21 protein-coding genes, 1 tRNA gene and 1 pseudogene are annotated in these 20,712 nt (G+C 68.3%); 10 read left to right on the plus strand and 13 right to left on the minus strand.

Annotated elements, in window-relative coordinates:
• Positions 1-274: 274 nt before the first annotated feature.
• Positions 275-358 (minus strand) — tRNA-Leu (locus J4H91_RS14135).
• A gap of 156 nt (positions 359-514) precedes the next feature.
• Between J4H91_RS14135 and J4H91_RS14140 the strand changes: the two genes are divergently transcribed.
• The 7 genes from J4H91_RS14140 to pknB are packed head-to-tail and all read left to right on the plus strand — an operon-like array spanning position 515 to position 9,579.
• A complete protein-coding gene (locus J4H91_RS14140; RefSeq protein ID WP_208046898.1) occupies positions 515-1,381 on the plus strand; it encodes an FhaA domain-containing protein in 867 nt (288 codons plus the stop codon).
• On the plus strand, positions 1,378-1,917 hold the full coding sequence (locus tag J4H91_RS14145; protein WP_208046899.1) for an FHA domain-containing protein FhaB/FipA: 540 nt from the start codon (positions 1,378-1,380) through the stop codon (positions 1,915-1,917). The genes J4H91_RS14140 and J4H91_RS14145 overlap by 4 nt, the downstream gene beginning before the upstream one ends.
• A 2-nt stretch (positions 1,918-1,919) precedes the next feature.
• Positions 1,920-3,191 carry a Stp1/IreP family PP2C-type Ser/Thr phosphatase gene (locus J4H91_RS14150; RefSeq protein WP_208046900.1) on the plus strand — a complete coding sequence of 424 codons (1,272 nt, stop codon included), beginning with the start codon at positions 1,920-1,922 and terminating at the stop codon, positions 3,189-3,191.
• On the plus strand, positions 3,184-4,587 hold the full coding sequence (locus tag J4H91_RS14155; RefSeq protein ID WP_208046901.1) for an FtsW/RodA/SpoVE family cell cycle protein: 1,404 nt from the start codon (positions 3,184-3,186) through the stop codon (positions 4,585-4,587). Before J4H91_RS14150 ends, J4H91_RS14155 begins: the two co-directional genes overlap by 8 nt.
• Entirely contained in the window at positions 4,584-6,074 is a 1,491-nt protein-coding gene (locus J4H91_RS14160) for a peptidoglycan D,D-transpeptidase FtsI family protein (RefSeq protein ID WP_208046902.1), read from the plus strand. Before J4H91_RS14155 ends, J4H91_RS14160 begins: the two co-directional genes overlap by 4 nt.
• A complete protein-coding gene (locus J4H91_RS14165; RefSeq protein ID WP_208046903.1) occupies positions 6,071-7,813 on the plus strand; it encodes a protein kinase domain-containing protein in 1,743 nt (580 codons plus the stop codon). The genes J4H91_RS14160 and J4H91_RS14165 overlap by 4 nt, the downstream gene beginning before the upstream one ends.
• Positions 7,814-7,860: 47 nt before the next feature.
• Positions 7,861-9,579, plus strand: a complete 1,719-nt coding sequence (pknB, locus tag J4H91_RS14170; protein WP_208046904.1) for a Stk1 family PASTA domain-containing Ser/Thr kinase — start codon at positions 7,861-7,863, stop codon at positions 9,577-9,579.
• Positions 9,580-9,597: 18 nt separating this feature from the next.
• On the opposite strand, the gene J4H91_RS14175 is transcribed toward pknB, so the two are convergent.
• From J4H91_RS14175 to J4H91_RS14185, 3 genes are read right to left on the minus strand one after another with little or no spacing between them, the layout of a single operon-like run.
• Positions 9,598-10,233: an anthranilate synthase component II gene (locus J4H91_RS14175; protein ID WP_208046905.1), complete on the minus strand. Its 636-nt coding sequence runs from the start codon at positions 10,231-10,233 to the stop codon at positions 9,598-9,600.
• Positions 10,230-10,388 carry a hypothetical protein gene (locus tag J4H91_RS14180; RefSeq protein ID WP_208046906.1) on the minus strand — a complete coding sequence of 53 codons (159 nt, stop codon included), beginning with the start codon at positions 10,386-10,388 and terminating at the stop codon, positions 10,230-10,232. Before J4H91_RS14180 ends, J4H91_RS14175 begins: the two co-directional genes overlap by 4 nt.
• Positions 10,388-11,149, minus strand: a complete 762-nt coding sequence (locus tag J4H91_RS14185; RefSeq protein WP_208046907.1) for a class E sortase — start codon at positions 11,147-11,149, stop codon at positions 10,388-10,390. The genes J4H91_RS14180 and J4H91_RS14185 overlap by 1 nt, the downstream gene beginning before the upstream one ends.
• 131 nt (positions 11,150-11,280) lie before the next feature.
• Between J4H91_RS14185 and J4H91_RS14190 the strand changes: the two genes are divergently transcribed.
• Positions 11,281-11,559, plus strand: coding sequence for a cell division protein CrgA (locus J4H91_RS14190; RefSeq protein WP_208046908.1), 279 nt, complete (start codon positions 11,281-11,283; stop codon positions 11,557-11,559).
• Positions 11,560-11,693: 134 nt separating this feature from the next.
• Here J4H91_RS14190 and J4H91_RS14195 read toward each other — a convergent pair whose 3' ends face one another.
• Together J4H91_RS14195 and J4H91_RS14200 are read right to left on the minus strand one after the other, a co-directional pair.
• Positions 11,694-12,629, minus strand: a complete 936-nt coding sequence (locus J4H91_RS14195; protein WP_208046909.1) for a rhomboid family intramembrane serine protease — start codon at positions 12,627-12,629, stop codon at positions 11,694-11,696.
• Between the two features lie 10 nt (positions 12,630-12,639).
• Positions 12,640-13,149 (minus strand): peptidylprolyl isomerase, encoded by a 510-nt coding sequence (locus tag J4H91_RS14200; protein ID WP_208046910.1) that lies wholly within the window; start codon positions 13,147-13,149, stop codon positions 12,640-12,642.
• A 174-nt stretch (positions 13,150-13,323) separates the two neighbouring features.
• On the opposite strand from J4H91_RS14200, the gene J4H91_RS14205 reads away from it, so the two are divergent.
• On the plus strand, positions 13,324-13,827 hold the full coding sequence (locus J4H91_RS14205; RefSeq protein ID WP_208046911.1) for a DNA/RNA helicase: 504 nt from the start codon (positions 13,324-13,326) through the stop codon (positions 13,825-13,827).
• A gap of 38 nt (positions 13,828-13,865) precedes the next feature.
• Here J4H91_RS14205 and J4H91_RS14210 read toward each other — a convergent pair whose 3' ends face one another.
• The 6 genes from J4H91_RS14210 to J4H91_RS14235 all read right to left on the minus strand — a co-directional run bounded on the left by J4H91_RS14210 (position 13,866) and on the right by J4H91_RS14235 (position 19,629).
• Entirely contained in the window at positions 13,866-14,354 is a 489-nt protein-coding gene (locus J4H91_RS14210) for an NUDIX hydrolase (protein ID WP_208046912.1), read from the minus strand.
• A gap of 1 nt (position 14,355) precedes the next feature.
• Positions 14,356-15,405, minus strand: a complete 1,050-nt coding sequence (locus J4H91_RS14215; protein ID WP_208046913.1) for an alpha/beta hydrolase — start codon at positions 15,403-15,405, stop codon at positions 14,356-14,358.
• Positions 15,406-15,487: 82 nt separating this feature from the next.
• Positions 15,488-16,357, minus strand: coding sequence for a DUF4097 family beta strand repeat-containing protein (locus J4H91_RS14220; protein WP_208046914.1), 870 nt, complete (start codon positions 16,355-16,357; stop codon positions 15,488-15,490).
• Positions 16,354-17,037 (minus strand): response regulator transcription factor, encoded by a 684-nt coding sequence (locus tag J4H91_RS14225; RefSeq protein WP_208046915.1) that lies wholly within the window; start codon positions 17,035-17,037, stop codon positions 16,354-16,356. The genes J4H91_RS14220 and J4H91_RS14225 overlap by 4 nt, the downstream gene beginning before the upstream one ends.
• On the minus strand, positions 17,025-18,545 hold the full coding sequence (locus J4H91_RS14230; protein WP_208046916.1) for a sensor histidine kinase: 1,521 nt from the start codon (positions 18,543-18,545) through the stop codon (positions 17,025-17,027). The genes J4H91_RS14225 and J4H91_RS14230 overlap by 13 nt, the downstream gene beginning before the upstream one ends.
• 766 nt (positions 18,546-19,311) lie before the next feature.
• Positions 19,312-19,629, minus strand: a complete 318-nt coding sequence (locus J4H91_RS14235; RefSeq protein WP_208046917.1) for a hypothetical protein — start codon at positions 19,627-19,629, stop codon at positions 19,312-19,314.
• 118 nt (positions 19,630-19,747) lie between these two features.
• Between J4H91_RS14235 and J4H91_RS14240 the strand changes: the two genes are divergently transcribed.
• Positions 19,748-20,020 (plus strand): hypothetical protein, encoded by a 273-nt coding sequence (locus J4H91_RS14240; RefSeq protein ID WP_208046918.1) that lies wholly within the window; start codon positions 19,748-19,750, stop codon positions 20,018-20,020.
• 276 nt (positions 20,021-20,296) lie between these two features.
• On the opposite strand, the pseudogene J4H91_RS14245 reads toward J4H91_RS14240, so the two are convergent.
• A pseudogene (locus J4H91_RS14245) lies at positions 20,297-20,587 on the minus strand (integrase core domain-containing protein); the annotation flags it as partial.
• Between the last annotated feature and the right edge of the window lie 125 nt (positions 20,588-20,712).

Here is a 20,712-nt window from a genome sequence, read left to right on the forward strand (position 1 = left end):
CAATGGTCGGCTCGAACACCTCCGTGGCTCCGCGCTGGGGTTCCGGAACCTGACCCACTACATTGCGCGGTCGTTGCTCGAAGCCGGCGGATTCAGACCGCTCCTACACCCTCAATTCCGATGAGCCGACAAACCCTGGGCTGGGCCACACCACGTGAGAAGCTAGAAGCACTACTCACCGGTGTTGCGCTAACCCCCTGAAACCGCCAACCAGATCAGGGGCCTTCTGCTATTTCGTGATGATCAGGTGTTTGATTTCCTGAAACAACCCTCGTGCGCGAGGGGGGACTTGAACCCCCACGCCCTTGCGGGCACTGGCACCTGAAGCCAGCGCGTCTGCCAATTCCGCCACTCGCGCGAGTTGCTCTCCGAGCCTTTCGGATCGGACAACTCTCCAAGCTTAGCAGGCGAACCTCTCTCACACCAAAGCGGGCTAAACTAAACCCCACCGGAGCGCGACCGCGCTCCCGGAGACACGTTTTCGCGGCACCATCACGGAGAGGCAGACCGGCACGTGGGCATTCTGGACAGCGTCGAACGGGGGCTCGAGCGCGCCGTCAACGGCGCATTCGCCCGCACGTTCCGCTCCGGCGTGCAGCCCGTCGAGATAGCCTCGGCGCTCAAGCGCGAGCTCGACATCGGCGCGGTGATCGTCGACCGCGACCGCGTGCTCGCCCCCAACCGCTTCGTGGTGCGGGTGGCCCCGAAAGACGCGGAGCGTCTGCAGAACGTCGGCCACACGCTCGAGCAGGAACTGCGCGGCGTCGTCGTGAAGCACGCCAAGCGCCAGAGCTACCAGCTGCTGGGCGATCCCGATGTCGAGATCCGGTCGGACGGCTCGCTCACGGTGGGCGTGCTCGAGGTCGATGCCTCGCGTGTCGAGGGCGCGGTCGACTGGGTCGCGGTGATCGAGGTCGACGGCACCAAGCACGAACTCCCCCGCGGCACCACCACGGTCGGCCGCGGCAGCGACTGCGGCATCCGCATCACCGACAACGCGGCGTCGCGCAAGCACCTCGAACTGATCTGGGACGGCGCGGCGGGCATCGCCCGCGACCTCGGCTCGACCAACGGCTCCAAGATCAACGGCCAGCGCTTCCGCGAGGCCGCCCTCGCGCCGGGCATCGTCATCACCATCGGCCAGACGGCGCTCCGCTTCCAGATGGCGCCCGGCCGCTCATCGCGCAAACCGGCCACCCAGCCGCCCCGCAGCGCCTCCGCCGCTCCGGTCGAGCAGAGCAGACCCGCGCAGCAGAGCAGACCCGCAGAACAGAACCGCCCGGCACCCCAGAACCGCCCGAACGCGACTCCGCTCCCATCGGAGATGCCGTCGGCCGGCGAGACCCCCGGCATCGATCAGGACTTCTGGAGAGGCCTGTGAGCGAACTGACCCTTCTCATCCTCCGCATCGGCTTCCTGCTGCTGCTCTGGTTCTTCATCTTCGCGATCGTCTACGCCCTTCGCAGCGATCTCTTCGGCACCCCGGTGCGGAGGATGAAGAACGGCGAGTCGGCCCCGCAGGCCGCTGCGATCCCAGCGGCGGCCTCCCAACGGCCGATGGCGCAAGCCGCACCCGCTCCGACACCGGCGGCCACTCCCAACCTCCCATCGGCCGGGTCCTCCGGCCCCGCGAAGCACCTCTACATCTCCTCCGGCGTCGCCACGGGCACCTCGATCGACCTCGATGAAGACGTCGTCACCATCGGTCGCAGCGGCGATTCCACCCTCGTCATCGTCGACGAGTACACCTCGACCTACCACGCACGCCTCGCACGCGACGGCGATCAGTGGATCCTCACCGACCTCGACTCGACCAACGGCACACGCCTCGACGGCCAGCGCATCACTAAGCCTGTCGCCGTGCCCCTGTTCACCCCGGTCACCATCGGCACCACGACCTTCGAGCTGAGGCCCTGAGCGTGACGGTCGGCTACGAGAGCGCCATCGGCTCGCATGTCGGGATGGTGCGGTCCAACAACCAGGACTCCGGCTTCGCCGGCGACTATCTGTTCCTCGTCGCCGACGGCATGGGCGGTCACGCCGGAGGCGACGTCGCCTCCGCGATCGCGGCCCGGACCATGGCCGAGCTCGACGGCCACCCCTCGGCCGACGCCCGCGCAACCGCGCAGACTCTGCGCAAGGCGGTGCTCAAGACCAACACCAAGCTCCGCGACACCGTGGTCGAGCGTCCCGAGCTCGCGGGCATGGGCACCACCTTCACCGGCTTCGTCACCGTCGGCGATCAGCTCTCGCTGGCCCATATCGGCGACTCCCGCCTCTACCTCTTCCGCGACAACGCGCTGCGCCAGATCACGAAGGATCACACCTTCGTGCAGCGCCTCGTCGACGCGGGCAAGATCACCGAGGAGGAGGCGAAGACCCACCCCCGCCGCTCCGTGCTGATGCGCGTGCTCGGCGATGTCGACGCCTCCCCCGACATCGACACCGAAGTGCTCGACACGCAGCCGGGCGATATCTGGCTGCTGTGCTCGGACGGTCTCTGCGGCTACGTCGAGGATTCCGACATCGAGAAGGTGCTGCGCCGCCGCCGCTCGCTGCAGGGCGCGGTCGACGGGCTGATCGACAAGAGCCTCGCCCACGGCGCCCCCGACAACGTCACGGTCGTGCTCGTCGAGACCACCGAGGCCCCCGTCTCGGACCCGCACGAGACCAGCGAGCTCCCCGAGCCGAATCGCCGCTTCGCAGGCTCGGCCGCCACCTCCCCGGAGGTCCGCGACGGCGAGGTCACCACGGCGCGCACTCGCCTCATGGGCCGCCGCCGCCCCGTGCGCAAGCCCCCGCAGGTCGAGGAGAGCCACTTCGAGCCGCGCGTCGACGAATACCTCGCCGAGCTGATGGCCGAGACCCGCCGCCGCAATCGCAACCGCCGCCTCCTGTGGGCGCTCGGAGCGCTCGCGGTGCTGCTCGCCGTCGGCGGCGCGGTGCTCTTCGGCTACCAGTGGACGCAGAGCCGCTACTTCGTCGGCACCGACGGCGAGACCGTCATCATCTACCGCGGCGTGCAGCAGGACATCGGATCCCTCTCCCTCTACTCCGTGGCCGAGAACACCGAGATCCCGCTCGACGAGCTCGACGGGCTCGAGCAGCGTCAGGTCGAGCGCACGCTCGGCGCCGGCTCCCTGGAGGAGGCGCGCGAGATCGTTCTGCGGTTGGGGGTGCACGATGAGTGACTCGGCGGCGGCCAAGCCGCGCACCTTCGAGAAGACGCGCACCAGCGAGACCGTGCTGCAGCGCATCACGGCCATCCGCGCACCCCGCAAGCTGCTCGGCCTCGAGTTCTCGCTGCTGCTGTTCGCACTCGCGGTCGGCGTCGCGGCCGTCGTGATCATCGATCTCACGGTGCTCGGGCACCCGTCGCTCGCTCTGCTTCCGACAGGGATCGTCTTCGTGGTCGCCGTGTTCGCTCTGCACCTCACGGTGCGCAAGGTGGCCCCGGATGCCGACCCGCTGATCATGCCGATCGCCGTGCTGCTGAACGTGATCGGCATCGCGATGATCTACCGCATCGACCTCGCCCGCGAGGTGAGCGGCTGGGAGTCGACCTCGATCAGACAGCTGGTGTGGTCGGCGGTCGCGATCGGGGCCGCGATCGCGGTGCTCGTGGTGATCAAGAACCACATGGTGCTGTTCCGCTACACCTATCTCACGGGCCTCGCCGCCGTGATCCTCCTGCTGCTGCCGATGCTGCCCGTGATCGGTCAGGAGATCAACGGCGCCCGCGTGTGGATCCACTTCGGCCCCTTCTCGTTCCAACCGGGCGAGATCGCGAAGATCCTGCTCGCGATCTTCTTCGCGGGCTACCTCGTGCGCAACCGCGACTCGCTCGCGATGGTGGGCAAGAAGATTCTCGGCATCCGGTTCCCGAGGGCGAGGGATCTCGGCCCGATCCTGGTCTTCTGGCTCGCCGCGATGTCGGTGCTCGTGTTCCAGCGAGACCTCGGCACCTCGCTGCTCTACTTCGGGCTCTTCCTGACGATGCTCTACCTCTCGACTGGGCGCATCGGCTGGATCATCATCGGCGGCGGCCTCTTCGTGGTCGGCGGCCTGGTCGCCAGCCAGACCCTCGACTACGTGAACCGCCGCTTCGCGAACTGGCTCGATCCCTTCGCCGATCCGTACGGCGCCAGCCACCAGATGGTGCAGGGGCTGTTCGGCATGGCGAACGGAGGCATGACCGGAACGGGGCTCGGCCAGGGCTACCCGGAGGACACGCCGCTCGCGCAGAGCGACTACATCATCCCGAGCCTGGGCGAGGAGCTCGGCCTCATCGGCCTGTTCATCATCCTCGCCGCCTATCTGCTGCTCGTAGCTCGCGGCCTGCGCATCGGCTTCGCCGGGCAGGACGACTTCGGCAAACTGCTCGCCTCGGGCCTCGCCTTCACGATCGCACTGCAGGTCTTCATCGTGGTCGGCGGCGTCACGCGCGTGATCCCGCTCACCGGCCTGACGGCGCCGTTCCTCGCGGCCGGCGGCTCGTCGCTGGTGTCGAACTGGATCATCATCGCGCTGCTGCTGCTCCTGTCGAACTCGGTGCGCAACCGACCTAAGCTGGTGATCCGCGCATGAACAAACCGCTGAAGCTCCTCACCCGCGCCGTGTTCGGCATGTTTTTGCTGCTGTTCTTCGCGGTGACGATGATCCAGTTCGTGAACGCCGACGAACTGCGCGCGAACGAACTCAACGGACGCACGATCAAGAACGGCTACAAGGTCGAGCGCGGGTCGATCCTCATCGACGGCGACCCGATCGCGTACTCGGCTCCGACCGGCGACGAGTACCGCTACGTGCGCCAGTACACGAACGGGCCGCTGTACGCTCCCGTCACCGGCTACTACTCGCACACGCAGGGCATGACGGGCCTCGAGTCGGCCATGAACCAGGACCTGTCGGGTTCGGGCAACGCGCAGTTCTTCACCCGCATCATGAACACGCTGAACGGCGTGTCTCCGCAGGGCAGCTCGATCGAGACCACGATCGACCCGGCGGCGCAGGAGGCCGCGGTGGCGGCCCTCTCCGAGGCGGGCCTCTCGGGCGCGGTCGTCGCGATCGAGCCGAAGACGGGGCGCATCCTCGCGCTGACGTCGACGCCGAGCTTCGACCCCAACGTGCTCTCGAGCAACAACGACGCCGACATCATCGCGAACTATCGCCAGCTCGAGGAAGATCCGACGGCACCGCTCGACAACCGGGCCATCGGAGGCGACCTCTACCACCCGGGCTCCGTCTACAAGATCGTCGTCGCCGCGGCGGCGGTCGAGAGCGGAACGGCGGGCCCCGACACGAAGTTCGCGAACCCCGCCGAGCTCGCGCTGCCCCAGTCGAGCGCCGTGATGCACAACTCGACCCGCGCGGCCTGCGGCGACGGCGGCGCCGAGACGACGCTGCAGCAGGCCCTCGTGTTCTCCTGCAACATCCCCATCGCCGAGGTCGCGATGCAGATGGACCGAGACGCGGTGCCCGACATGGCACGCGCATTCGGCTTCGGGCAGGAGCTCGAGATCCCGACCGAGGTCACCCCGAGCTCGGCGCCGCTGCCGGCCGACCAGGCGCAGGCGGCGCTCTCGTCGATCGGCCAGCTCGACGTGCGCGCCACCCCGCTGCAGATGGCGATGGTGTCATCGGGCATCGCGAACGGCGGCACGGTCATGAAGCCCTACCTGGTCGATCAGGTGATCACCCCCGACCTGCGGGTCGAGAAGGAGTACTCCCCCGAGGAGTTCTCGAAGCCTGTCTCGAAGAAGACGGCCGACACGGTGGCGAGCATGATGGAGCACGGCGTCAGCGACCCCGGGGCGTACGCCCAGATGGCGGCCATTCCCGGCGTCCGCGTGGCGGGCAAGACGGGCACCGCCGAGAACGGCACCGACGCCGACGGGAATGATCTACCCTATACGCTGTGGTTCACGGGATTCGCGCCCGTCGATGACCCGAAGGTGGCGGTCGCCGTGGTCATCGAGAACGGCGGCGGCGAGGCGAACAACTACGTGGGAGGTTCGTTCGACCTGCCCACCGGAGTCGGAAAACGAGTAATGGAAGCGGTGTTGAGCGAATGAGGCCAGCGGCAGGGATCACATTCGGCGGACGCTACGAGCTCAGCTCGCGGATCGCCGTGGGCGGCATGGGCGAGGTCTGGAAGGCCAGCGACAGCATCATCGGCCGCACGGTGGCCATCAAGATCCTCAAGGACGAGTACATGGGGGATCCCGGGTTCCTCGAGCGCTTCCGCGCCGAGGCCCGCCACGCCGCGCTCGTGAACCACGAGGGAATCGCCAACGTCTTCGACTACGGCGAGGAGCAGGGATCCGCGTACATCGTCATGGAACTCGTTCCCGGCGAACCGCTTTCGGCGATCATCGAGCGCGAGGGGCGCCTGCCCGCCAACCGCGTGCTCGGCATCGTCGCGCAGACCGCGACGTCGCTGCAGGCCGCCCACGACGCGGGCCTCGTGCATCGCGACATCAAGCCAGGCAACCTGCTGATCACGCCCGAGGGGCGCGTGAAGATCACCGACTTCGGCATCGCGCGCATCGCCGATCAGGTGCCGCTGACCGCGACCGGGCAGGTCATGGGCACGGTGCAGTACCTCGCGCCCGAGCAGGCCAGCGGCCACACGGCGACGGCGGCGACCGACATCTACTCGCTCGGCGTGGTCGCATACGAGTGCCTCGCGGGCAAGCGCCCCTTCACCGGCGAGTCGCAGGTCGCGATCGCCATGGCGCAGATCAACGACACCCCGCCGGATCTGCCGACCGATGTGCCGGAGCCCGTGCGCAACCTGGTGCTCTCGTGCCTCGCGAAGGATCCGGCCGGCAGGCCGGAGACCGCGGCGAAGCTGGCGCAGGCCGCCGCCGCGCTGCACCGCGGCGACGTGCGCCTCGCCGCGAGCTACGTGCCCCAGGTGCTCGGCGACTCCGAGCCCGCGACCTCGGTCATGCCCCAGCAGACGCAGGCGCTCGACGCGGCCACCACGGTGATGCCGCAGACCACGGCGCTCGCCGGCCAGACCCCGAATCCCGAGGACGAGGAGGAAGCCGCGGAGGAGGAGCCGCAGAAGAAGAAGCGCAGCCCCTGGACGTGGCCGCTCATCACGCTGCTCGCGCTGCTGCTGCTCATCGGCGGCGGCACGGCGATCGCCCTGCTGAACCAGGGGGGCGACGACAAGACGCCGACCACCACCACGTCGAAGAAGACCACCACCAAGAAGGACACCACTCCGACGACGGGTGTGGTCGACCCCGACCAGCTGCTCGGCATGAACATCGACCAGGCGGTCGGCCTGCTGCAGGGCGAGGGCTTCACCGATGTGCGCGCGGTCGAGGGCGATCCCGTCCCGGCTGAGCAGGCGAACGTCGTCACCGCGGTCAATCCCGAGGGCGACAAGGTGCCGTTCAACCAGACGATCACGCTCACCTACAGCGTGCCGTTCGGCGACATCGCGGCGCCCGGTGCGCCGACCGGGCCTGCGAGCGCTACAGAGGGCGACGACTTCGTCATCCAGGGCATCTCGGGCACCTGCCCCGCCGGTCTGGGCAGCCCGACGAACTTCCAGGTGCAGGTCTCAGGCGGACAGCTGAAGACCCCCGCATCGGGCGGATCGGCCACGATCACCGCCGGCGCCCCCGGTCAGCTCTCCGTGACCTACACCTTCGACTGCACCAACGGCAGCTTCACCGCCACCTCGCCGGCGTCGGCCCCTCTGGCGGTCACGATCAACCCGAAGCAGAACCAGGGCAACTCGAACAGCGGTTCGAACAACGGTTCGAGCGGCAACGCCTCGGGCGACGATAACTGACACCGCAGAAGATTCCCCCGATCGACCCTCTAGACTTGGAGAACCCCATGAGCACGGAAGAGGTGGACATGCCCGAGACGCCCGTTGCCGGCGACCAGCGCATCCTCGCCGGGCGCTACGCGATCGGGGAGTTCATCGGTCAGGGCGGCATGGCGACCGTCTACCGCGGCACCGACACCAAGCTCGGTCGTCAGGTCGCGATCAAGGTGATGAAGTCCGACCTCGCGGGCGACGAGGAGTTCCGCTCCCGCTTCCGTCAGGAGGCGCAGTCGGCCTCGCGCATGGCGCACCCGACGGTGGTGCGCGTGTTCGACGCGGGCGACGACCTGATCCAGACGGCGGAGGGGCCGAAGCGCCTCCCGTTCATCGTCATGGAATACGTCGACGGCACCAACCTGCGCCAGCTCCTCGCCGAGGATCGGCTGTCGTCGGCCGAGGCCTGCCGCGTCGTCGACTCGGTGCTCACCGCGCTCGAGTACTCGCACCGCGCCGGCATCGTGCACCGCGATATCAAGCCCGCCAACATCATGATCACGAAGAGCGGTCAGGTGAAGGTGATGGACTTCGGCATCGCGCGAGCCGTCTCCGAAACCTCTTCGACGCTGCAGCAGACCACGGCGATCCTCGGCACGGCCGCCTACTTCTCGCCCGAGCAGGCGAAGGGCGAGTCGATCGACACCCGTACCGACCTCTATTCGACGGCCGTGCTGCTGTTCGAGCTGCTGACCGGCGACGTGCCGTTCCGCGGCGACACGGCGGTGGCCGTGGCCTACCAGCACGTCAGCGAGCGGCCCGAGGCCCCCAGCCAGCGCGCCCCCGAGGTGACCCCGGAGCTCGATCGTGTCGTGCTCTACGGCCTCTCGAAGGATCGCGCGAAGCGGTTCCAGACCGCCTCCGAGTTCCGCGAGGCGCTGCGCCTCGCGGCCGAGGGCAAGATGCCGAAGCTAACCCTGCCCACCCAGCCGACCGGTGTGCTCTTCTCGGGCGGCGAGGAGGTCTCGGAATCCGACCTCGCACTGCGGCAGCTCGCCGAGGGCGGCGGCGTTGCCCGCACCCAGAGCCGGCCGCCCGTCATGTGGACGTGGGCGGCGATCCTCACCATCGGCGCCGTCATCGTCGCGGTGGTCTTCTGGCTCGTGACGCTGGCGCCGCAGGAGTTCCAGCCCAACAGCGCTCGCGAGGTGCCCGACCTCGTGAACCAGGATCGTGAGGACGCGCTGACGGCGCTCAGGCAACTGGAGCTGATCGCGCTGCCCGTCGAGCAGACCAACGATGAGGTGCCGAGCGGCAAGGTGATCTCCACCGACCCCGCGGCGGGCGCCGTGCTCGCCCCCGGCGACAAGATCACCGTCTACGTCTCGACCGGACCGGAGTCGGCCGAGGTGCCCGACTTCTCGCGCATGAGCCAGGAGGAGTACACCGAACTCGTCGAGGGGCTGGGCCTCAACATCGGTCTCGTGACCAAGCAGGACGACCCGGTGGAGGCGAAGGGCCGCGTGCTCGCGGTGTCCCCCGAGCCCGGCACCCGCCTCGACTCCGGCTCCTCCGTGGAGATCACCGTCTCGAGCGGCATGGTGAAGGTGCCCGATCTCACCAATCAGCCCTTCGATGTCGCGAAGGGCCTCATCGAGGGGCTCGCGCTCGACGCGGACTTCATCGCGCGCAACGACTGCGCCGCGGCGAGCGGCTACCCGGTGATCGGTCAATCCATCGTGGGCCAGCAGCCGCAGGGCTCGAAGATCGAGATCTCCTACTGCGGCAGCTGATCCCTCGCGGCAGGATCCCTAGCGCTGGATGAGCGGGGAGAGCGACGCTGCGAGCTCCGCGGCGTTCGGGAGACCCGCGACCCGCAGCCAGTTGCCGAGCTGCTGGTAGCCGCCCTCGGTGAGCACCGACTCGGGGTGGTACTGCACGCCGTAGATCGGCAGCTCGCGGTGGCGCAGCGCCATCACGATGCCGCTCTCGGTCTCCGCCGTGACTTCGAGGCAGTCGGGCACCGTGTCGCGCACCACGGCGAGGGAGTGGTAGCGGGTCGCGTTGAACTCCGGGGCGACGCCGTCGAAGAAGGCGTCGGAGGAGTGGCGCACCCGCGAGATCTTGCCGTGCATCAGCTCCTCGGCGTGGGTCACCGTGGCGCCCATCGCCTCCGCGATGGCCTGGTGCCCGAGGCAGACGCCGAGCAGCGGCACACCGGTGCGCAGGGCGAGGCCGACCATCGCGATCGAGACGCCGGCATCGGCCGGGGTGCCCGGCCCGGGAGAGATCAGCACGCCGTCGAAGCTCTCGACGAGCCGCTCGAGTTCGCCCGCGCTGACATCGTCGTTGCGAATCACCTCGATCGAGGCTCCCAGCTGCTGCAGGTACCCGCCGAGGGTGTAGACGAAGCTGTCGTAGTTGTCGATGACCAGGATCCGCGTCATGAGTCCACCGTCACTTCCTGTTCGGGCATCTGGAGCGCCACCCACGGGTAGACGTAGGTGATGAGGGCGTAGACCAGGGCGGCCAGCGCGATGATCAGCACGATGACCCGCAGCCAGGCCGGGCCGGGGAAGAATCGCCAGAGCAGCGAGAACATCAGCTTTGGTCTCCTCTCGGCGCCTGCGTGCCCTCCATCGTGGGATTGAGTTCGACGAGTTCGGCGGGCGGCCCGTCTGTGCGGGGCTGGAAGCCCTCGAACACCGAGTACGCGATCGCGCGCTCGTCGCTGCCCGCGAGCTTGGGGTGGCACGTGGTCATGGTCAGGATCTGGTCGGTGCCGGGGGTTCCCTCCAGGCGCGGGAAGGGGTTCAGCACGTCGACCTCGTCGGGCAGCGCGTATTCGATCGAGCGGAAGCGGTAGGTGTACCAGCCGTCGGCCGTCTCGATGAACAGCGGATCGCCGACGCGCAGGTTCATCACCTCACGGAAGGAGTTGATGAGGGGCCCCGAGCGGTGCCCCGCGAGCGCGAAGTTGCCCGGCTGGCCCGGCATCTGCGTGGTCTCGTAGTGGCCGATGCCCTTCTCGTCGAGATTCAGCACCGTCCACCAGTCCGTGGTCTCGGCGACGCGGTTGGCGTAGGTGGTGCCGAACGCGGGTGCGTGCAGCACCGCGAAGACCTCGCCCGCCGCGGGCACCGGGGTCACCGGCACGCCCTCGGTCTGCGGGGGCTTCGCCTCCGCGTCCCATCTCGCGGAGTCCTGCGCCGAGAGGTCGGTCTGCTTCGCCGTGACCGAGAGGCCGGTGTGCCAGGGCTGCCAGACGATGTAGCCGAATACCGCGAGCCCGCCGACGAGCAGCAGTTCGCCGAAGACGGTGAGCGGGCTCAGACGTGCCCGGCGTCGGCGTGTGGCGACCATGCACACATTCTAGGAGGTCGCTCCCCGCCGAGCCTGTGGATCCCTGTCATGCCTCCCGTGCCTCGCGGACGCGGCCCGGCCTCGCCTGCCGGGCCTGACGTCCCAGGCGGATTCCCGGTAGAATCGGTGCCATGGCAGCACCGGGCAAGAATCTGAGCAAGCGCAAGTCGGCCGAGGTCTCGAAGCAGGACCGCGAGGCGATCGCGGCTGCCCGCAAGGAGGCCCCGAACCCCGTCTGGTTCAAGCCGGTGATGTTCGGCTTCATGCTGCTGGGCCTGCTCTGGATCGTGCTCTACTACATCACGAGCATGAACCTGCAGCTGCCGATCCCGTCGCTCGGCCAGGCCAACATCTTCATCGGCTTCGGCCTCGTGCTCATCGGCTTCCTGATGACGCCGTGGTGGAAGTGACGCGATCCCTCGCTTCAGAATCACACCCGTGTAATTCTTCCCCAGGTGTGAACAAGCCTGTGGATAACTGACGAAGGCCCCCGGGAGACCGGGGGCCTTCGTCGTTCTCGCGCCTTGCGCGGGCGAGGGATCCCTCACCCGAAGATGCCGGGCAGCACCAGGAAATAGGAGAAGGCCAGCGCGACCAGCACCGCGCCGAGCCCGACGAGCGAGGCGACGCGGCGCCCGCGGTGCCGCGGTCCGCGGCTCGCGAGGAGCAGCCACATCGTGAGCGCGCCCACGACCATGCCGCCGAGGTGCGCCTGCCACGAGATCGATGCGCCCGGGATGAGCCCGATCGCGAAGTTCACACCGATCAGCACCGCGAGCGACGTGACGTTCGCCCTCGCCGCCCGGAACGCCACGAGGGTCGCAGCGAGCACGCCGAAAATCGCGCCAGAGGCACCGACGGTCGGCACGTTCACCGTGGTCGGATCGGCGTAGACCCACAGCATGACGGCGAGGGATCCGCCGAGCCCAGCGAAGAGGTAGAGCACCAGGAACTGCGCCCGTCCGATCATCTGCTCGAGATTGCGGCCGAAGAGCCACAGCGCATACATGTTGAACAGGATGTGGAAGATGAAGCCCGTCGAGTGCGTGAACATGGCCGTCAGCATGCGCCACGGCTCGAAGCCGAGGTCGCCGGGCAGCAGTGAACCGGGCAGCGAGTAGAGCGGCGCGTACCAGAGCGCGCGCGTGACGTCGTCGGCGAGGAAGTACCGGCCGACGAGCTGGGCGGCGAAGACCACCAGGTTCACCGCGATGATGCCGTAGGTCACGGGCGTGTCGAGCGCGGCGAGCCTGCGGCCCGACACCCGCGCCGAGCGCGCAGCGCGCTGCGCCGCGCCCGGCTGCGTCTGCTTCACGCACTCCGGGCACAGCACGCCGACGGACGACACGACCTGGCAGTCGGCGCAGATCGTGCGCCCGCAGCGCTGGCACAGGGTGAAGCTGTGCGTTCGGGGATGGCGGTAGCAGACGTCATCCGGGCCGTACTCGACGCGCTCGCCGTACGCGGGTCCGTTCGCCACCGCGGTCGCCTCAGGCCTCGACGATGTCGACGCCGGTGATCACGACGTCCTCGACGGGGCGGTCCATCGCGCCCACGGGCACGGCGGCGATCTCGTCGACGACCTTCTTCGAAGCGTCGTCGGCGACCTCGCCGAAGATCGTGTGGTTGCCGTTGAGCCAGGCCGGGGCCATCGTCGTGATGAAGAACTGCGAACCGTTCGTGCCGGCGATGTTGCCGGTCATATCGCGGCGCTTGCCCGCGTTCGCCATGGCGAGCTGGTAGGGCTTGTCGAAGACGAGCTCGGGGTGGATCTCGTCGTCGAAGGTGTAGCCGGGGCCGCCGGTGCCGGTGCCGGTGGGGTCGCCGCCCTGGATCATGAAGTCCTGGATGATGCGGTGGAAGATGACGCCGTCGTAGAACCCCTTCTCGGAGAGATCGACGAAGTTCTTCACCGTCTTCGGCGCGTGGTCGCCGAAGAGGTTGATCACGATGTCGCCGTGATTGGTGTGAACGGTGGCTACGGAGGTGTGAATAGTCATGGATCAAGTCTAGGCGTCGGGTGCTGCGCGCCCGCCCGGGAGTCGGGTGCGCGCTGACACACCGGCGCGCAAACCGCAAGGCCCTGCGCGAAAGGTCGGCGGTACGGTGTAGCGTGGAGACCATCGCGACCATCGCTCGGGGCGAAACGCCTCGTCGAGCCGAGGAGGACAGGGATGAAACTCTCACGTAAGCGCCGCCGCGAACTTCGCCGTCTGAGGAAGGAGGCGCAGGAACTGCTCGACCAGCAGCGCGTCGTGCTCGGTCACGCCGGTGGCGTGCTGCACGAGGCCGGCCGCCAGGCGAAGCGCCTGAGCGACGAGCACCTGGCGCCCCGCGTCGATGAGACCCTCGAGACCGTGCGTCCCGCGGTCGACCGCGGCGTCGCAACCGCGCGCCGCGCAGCCGACAACGTGCGCCGCTTCAGCATGCCGTTCGTCGCGGCCGCCCTCGCGCGCACCATTCGCACCCTCGACGAACTCGACAGCCACGAGGCGGCCAAGCAGGTGCGCGGCTTCGGCGAGCGCACCGGCTACCTCAAGCCCGAGAAGAAGAAGCGGGCCGGCAGCTGGATCGCCATCGGCCTGGGCGTCACCGCGGCGGTCGGCGTCGGCTACGCGATCTGGCAGGCGTTCCGCACCGACGACGAGCTCTGGGTCGCTCCCGAGAACGAGCAGTAGCTTCGAACGGCGCTCGCCCTCCTGGGCGGGCGCCGTTCCTACTTCTTGGGCTTGCCCTGCTTGACCTGACGATTACCGGGCTTTCCGCCCTGCTTGCCCTGGGGCCGGCGACCGATACCGGCCATGCGCATGCCCGTCTGCACGAGCGACAGCGTTCGCAGCGATCGGATCTCGCGGATCGGCACCCACCTCGCCTCGTCGGAGGATCCGCCGATCTCATGCCGCAGCGGTCCGTCCTTCACCGATGCGCGGTAGACGATGCGGATCGTGTGCAGCTCGGGGTCGGATCCCTCGGGAACCTCCTCGCGAACCATGACGCGGGAGTCGACGCCGAGCAGCTTGCCGACCCTGGCCTCGAGCCCGGTCTCCTCGAGCACCTCGCGCACGACGGCCTCGCGCGGGTCCTCGCCGCTCTCCAAGCCGCCCCCCGGCAGGGTCCAGCCGTGCAGGTGGCCGCGCCGCCAGTGGGTGAGCAGGATCTTGCCGCGCCGTTCCACCACCGCGTAGGCGGCCACTCGAAGATCCATGTTACGAGCCTAGCCTGTCGGCGGCGCGCCAACCCGTCAGCCAGCGTTCGAGCCGCCGATAGGCATCGTCGCGCACCGTGACGCTCGACAGGAAGACGTCGTGAAGCGCGCCGTCGATGCGCTCCACCGTGACCGACGATCCGATGCGCAGCGCCGCCTTCGCGACCTCGTCGACGTCGAGCACCGTGTCCGCGTGCAGCAGCTCGTCGCTCCAGCGCAGCGGAGCGGCCGACCGGCTGGAGAGCAGCGTGAGCACGGGCGCGTCGATGTCGAGGCCGCGGCTGACACGTGCGTGGCCGGAGAGGATGGCCCGCATCCAGCCGCTGTGCACCGCGTGGGTCTGTTCGGGGCGCCAGATCGGGTTGATGTCGGCGAGCTCGTCGGCCGGGCCGACCTCGCGCTGCGCGCGGGTGTAGAAGCCGTAATCGAGCTGCGGTGCGACCTCGCGAGGGCGGATGCGGGCGCTGAAATTCACGATCGGCATGATCAGCTGCCTCGCGGCGCCCGACAGCTGGAACTCGAGCCAGGGGCTGTTGAGCAGCAGCGCATCGAAGCGGTCCGCGTTCTCCGAGGCCCACAGGCTGAGCACGAGGCCGCCCGTCGAGTGCCCGAAGAGCGCGAGCCTGCGGGCAGGAGCGCCGGGAGCGCCGAGCATGCCTGAAGCGCCTGGCGGCTGATCGGCCGCGATCTCGTCGAGGGCGAGGTCGATCTCCTCGTGGTAGTCGTCGAGGTCGCCGATGTAGCCGGCCGTCTGCCCGTCGCGAAGGCTGCGCCCGTACTTGCGCAGGTCGAGCGCGAAGAAGCGGGCCCCGCGGTCGGTGAAGAATCGGGCGAGGTCGCGCTGGAAGAAGTAGTCCGACCAGCCGTGCACGTAGAGCACGTCGAGCCGTTCGAGCGGGCGCTCCCGGCGCAGCAGTCTGGCGGCGAGGGATCGGGGCGTCGGCAGGGATCGCACGAGGGTGGCGACGAGCGGGCCCTCCTCGTCCTCGCCGAGGTCCAGGTCGAGGCACTCGAACCCCGGCCCGAGGATGTCCTCCCGCCACTCAGCCATGACCCCAGTCTATGCGTCGGGCCGCGGGCCTCCCGGCGCGATCGGGGGCGCGATCCGGAGCGCGGCGGCCGGCCCGCGGCGGTCAGCGCGCGGGCTTCTCCCCCGGCAGCAGCACGAGGTCGCCGGCCGACACCGATGCGGTCACGCGGTGCTCGGAGGCGCTGTCGACGCGCAGCTCGTTGGTGATGTCGCCCGCCGACACGTCGGTGTCGACCCTGTACATCTCGTCGGGCAGTTGCAGCTTGAGCGAGCCCGCGCTCACCTCGGCTTCGACCTCGTCGGGCGCGCGCCCCGTGAGCCGCACATCCCCGCCGCCGGCCGAGACCTCGAAGGCGGCGCTGCGCACGTCGGCGAGCTCCGCGTCGAGCGCGCCCGCACTCAACTCGGCGTCGACGCTGCGGGCCGAGCCGGTGACGATCGCCTTGCCCGCCCCGACATCGATGCCGAGGTCGCGGAAGGTCCCGTCGGCGTGCACCTGACCGGAACCGAGCGAGATGTCGAGGTCGACGCCCTCGAGCTCGTTCGGCAGGGTGATGGTGGCCGCCCGTCGCTCGTCGCACCAGCCGAGGCAGAGATCGAAGAAGCGGCTCGGGCTCTCGACGACGAGCTCGCTCCCGCTGCGGACCATGCGCCAGCGGTCGCTGTCGCGCCCCGCGGCAGCGATGCTCGCCTCCTCGACGTCGCCGAACACGAGCGTCACGTCTGCGCCCCCGATGTCGAGGTCGACCCCGGTGATGCCGGTGAGATCGGTGACGCCCTGCTGCGCAGCGACCGGCGATGCGGCGCGGGCGTCGCTCACGGCCGCGAAGGCTGCGGAGGCGCCCGCGGTGAGCAGCACGAGCCCGCCGACGGCGGCCGTCGCGATCATGATGGGGCGCGCGGCCGCGGAGCGCCGCGGATCCCTATCGCCCGAACCGCTCGGCGTTCCCGGTGTGTTCGTCTGAGTGCTCATGATGTCGTTCCCATCGTGTTCGTGAAGTCGGTGCCGGAGTGCTCGATGTGCGCGATGGCCGCGAGCACGCGGCGGTTGCCGCCCTCGTCGGGCTCGAGGCCGAGCTTCTGGAAGATCGCCGTGATGTGCTTCTCGACGCTCGCCTCCGAGAGGAAGAGCAGCTGGGCGATGGCCTGGTTCGATCTGCCCTCGGCGAGTGCGGAGAGCACGGTGCGCTCGCGGTCGGTGAGGGATCGCATCCGCTCGTCGACGCTGCGCCGCGCGAGCAGCTGCGCCACGACCTCGGGGTCGAGCACCGTGGCACCGCCGGCGATCCGCTCGACCGCCTCGATGAACTCCCCCACGTCGGCCACGCGGTCCTTCAGCAGGTAGCCGAAGGCACCGCCCTGCGCGGCGATCAGCTCGCTCGCGTAGCGCTCCTCGACGTACTGCGAGAGCACGAGCAAAGGCAGGCCCGGCCGCTGCCTGCGCAGCGCGAGTGCGGCGCGGATGCCCTCGTCGGTGTAGCTCGGGGGCAGGCGGACGTCGAGGATGCAGAGCTCGGGATCCCTGTCGGTCACGGCCTCCATGACCCCGTCGGCGTCCGGGAGCGCCGCGACCACCTCGTGGCCGCCGTGCTCGAGCAGGCGCACGAGCCCCTCGCGCAGCAGAACGGAGTCCTCGCAGATCAGGATGCGCATGGCACGCTCACCTCCAGTGCGGTCGGCCCGCCCTGCGGGCTGTCGAGTGCGGTCGTGCCTCCGGCCGCGATGATGCGGTTGATGATGCCGTCGAGGCCGCCGCCCGGCACCACCCTGGCGCCGCCGATGCCGTTGTCCTCGACGCGAGCCCAGAGAGTGGCGCCGTCGTCGCGCATGCGCACGACCACCCGGCACTCCCCCGCCCGCGAGTGCTTGGCCGCGTTGGTCAGCGACTCGGCGATCGCGAAGTAGACGGCGGCCTCGGCGTCGCGCGAGCAGCGACCCGACATCCGCACGTCGAGCTGCACCGGGATGTGCGAGCGTGCCGCGAGGGCCGAGAGGGCGGCGTCGAGGCCGCGGTCGTCGAGCACCGAGGCGTAAATGCCGCGGGCGAGTTGACGCAGCTCGGTGATGGCCGCCTTCGTGGAGGTGTGCGCCTCGGCGACGAGCGCCTTCGCCGCCTCGGGGTCGTCGTCGATCTTCTGATGGGCGAGGCCGAGGGTCATGCCCACCGAGACGAGGCGCGGCTGCACGCCGTCGTGGAGATCCCTCTCGATGCGGGTGCGCTCGAGGTCTGCCGCGCGCACCGCGCCCTCGCGCTGCTGCGCGCTCTTGGCGGCGCGCTCCGTGAGTTCCTTCTCGCGCACCCCGGCGGGAATGATCGCGATGCTGAGCAGACGGTGCAGCAGGGCCGTGCCGACGATCACGGCGAGCGCCAGCACCGAGCCTACGAGCGCGACGAAGTCTGCACCCCTGCCCGACGACAGCGCGTACACGACCCCGTGCACCGCGCCCTGCGCGCAGAACAGCACGAGTGCGCCCATCGTGCTCGAGAGCCCGAAGTTCGCGAGGGATCGCCACATGCGCCCGTCGATGCTCTGCCTGCAGACGGCGCCGAGCCAGCCCTTGAAACCTGGGCTCCGCGCGGGGACGAGTCGCAGCGGCGGCACATCGAGTTCGTACAACCCGGCGACGCGCTGGGCCTCGAACCAGGCTATGCCGAACAGCGCATATACCAGCGCGACGAGCACCACCAGGCCGACGCCGATCACGAAGATCAGTGCGATTCCCGTGCCGAGCATGCCGAACAGCGTGCCGATGAGACCGAAGCCGACGACGCCGTAGGCGCTGAGGTGAAGGATGGTGAGGAGGATGCGCAGCGGCGGTCGTCGGTCATGCCGCTGCGGGGAGGCGACGGGCGCGGGCGGCTCGGGCGCGGCGGCGGGAGCCGGGTCTTGCAGTGCGGTCGGCGCCGGGACACCGCTGAGCTGCGCGGTGGAGGCTCGGTCGGGAGCCGGGTCGAGCGGCGCAGTCGGAGCGGTAGATGCTGCCGCCTGGCCCGTCGGCCTGTCCGGTGAACCCTGGACGCCCGCGTCGAGTTGCGCGGGACGCTCGGACTGTGCCGGCTGCTCGGAGACGAGCGGTACGGTGGGCTGCTCGGGCCCGATAGTCCGCGCCGCGGGATCGGGCCCGGGTGCCGGGTCGGTAAGGGGAACCGTGTCGTTCATACCCCCTACGGTAGGCGCTGGTTCCCCCGGCCCGGCACCGAGGGGGCCGGAGGGATCCCTTCGGGTTTTCCCTACTCCGCTTCGATCTCATCCTCCTCAGTACCCTCCTCCTCGGATCCACCCTCCCGCGCCGTTCTTCACACCGCTGTCCACAGGAGTCGAGGAGTCGTGTGCCCGGCGCGCAGGCGAGCGCACGCACCGATGTCAGTGGCCATCTGTATGATCCGAGGTGATGTTGTGGGCGCTGCTGCACCGCGGTCACGGCCCGACTGCAGTCGTCGGCGGGGGCGCAGGGGGTTTCACGTGAAACCGGGAAGGCCACGCTCCCTTTCGAGGTGATGACATAGAACTACACGTCTGTAATTACACGCGTGTAAGTTATCCCCAGGTGAGGATAACCCTGTGCACAGAGGTCGCGCACCGCAATGTCGCAGTACACGGGCATGAGCAGTGCTGCGAAGCCCGGTTACTGCGCCACTGGGGGCTTCGCATAGACGAAGCGATTCCCGCACAACTCCGCGTCGTCGGTCCGTTGTCGGAGGGTAAGAACGAGAAAACCCCGGCTTCGTCGATCTCTCGCTGAAGCCGGGGCAATTCGGTGGATCCTGGGAGAATCGAACCCTAACAGGATCGGCCTAGTGCCGTAGCGAACTCGAGGATCGTTGTTTTTACGCGGAGTTTCGATTTGCTGGGGAACCCTCACGAGCATCTGTTCTCGGGAAAGTGTTGCCAGGATGTTGCTACGGCGTCCCCACCGGGAGCCCTCTTACTTCACGAAATAGTCCTTGACCTTGTCCCAGTTCACCATGTCGAACGCTAGCTCCAGAGAATCCTCCGGGTTATGGAACCTGTCAAGTTCACCATCTTCACCGAAGAGTTCAACACTCCACTTCTCTCGGCCGCCGTAAGTCTCTGGATTCTCACCAGCGGGGAACTGCTTCACGACAACTCTCAACGGCCTACCGTCAACCTCGCCGCTGAACTCGTAGACGAGGCTTAGCTCTGAGCTAGTGCTGACGACGTCCCCCAGCTTCGTTGCAAGCGCATTCAACACGTGGGCCCGAATCTCTTCTCTCTTACTCATACTGCTGAGCGTAGCTCTCTTCTCAACGCTGCAGAAGGGTGCGATCTGAGAGCCGGCCTCGTGATACAGAAACGCATTAACGCTCGCCCTTGGCCGAGCAAGCTTCTACGATCAGCACATGACTGAATTTGTTAAGAGCATCGAAGAATGGTTCCCGAAGCTTTCCACGCACATCCAAGAATCCCTGCTGCGAGATCCCGACCAACAGATCACGGGCGAGACATTCCACGCGATCATCAACGCCCGAAACTACGGCGTCCCGATAGTCAGCTGGGTAGACGTTCCCGGAAGCGAGAGCGCCCACCTCGCTGACGACGAACAAGACTGGCTCACAGAACGAGCAAAGCAAGCAAACGCCGACGCCCAAACATCCGACGACTCTCAAGCCTGACCAAACCACGCGCCGCGAGCCCACGCGCCGCACGACGATACGACCAGCCGCCGTCCCCAACAAGCACACCCGAACCAGGTGGAAGCGCTGCGAGCTCATCCAGAATCTGCCGCTGAACGACACCAAGACCACGAGACAAACCAAACCTCTTAAGTGTTGCGGAATGTAGGGCGAGATCCCCCCACAGTTTCACCCGAAACACCCCCAACAACCGCAGAAACAAGCCAAACCAGGCCCACGCCACGGGGTCTGCTGCACGAGTTGGTGACAGCTTGGTCAGGCAGCGAGTGCGACCTGCTCGTTCATGATGGCCTCGTACTCGACCGGCGTCAAACGCCCGAGCCTGGCCTGTCGCCGCCGCCGGTGATAGGTGCGCTCGATCCAGGTCACGATCGCGAGCCGCAGTTCTTCTCTTGTGGCCCAGGTGCGCCGGTTGAGGACGTTGTTCTGCAGCAGGCTGAAGAACGATTCCATCGCCGCGTTATCGCCAGCAGCACCAACCCGGCCCATCGACCCGACCATGCCGTGCTGGTCAAGAGCACGGCGGAGCTTCCGACTGCGAAATTGACCGGATTCAACCGGTCGATGCAACACCGGCTTGTTGAACCAACAATAGCTGCTCGTTAAACGCCTCCGCAGGTGTCTTCCACCCCAACGACTTCCGAGGCCGAGTATTCAACGCATACGCAACG

Origin of the sequence: Leucobacter ruminantium (genome assembly GCF_017565705.1) — a bacterium.
Classification (GTDB): Bacteria; Actinomycetota; Actinomycetes; order Actinomycetales; family Microbacteriaceae; genus Leucobacter; species Leucobacter ruminantium.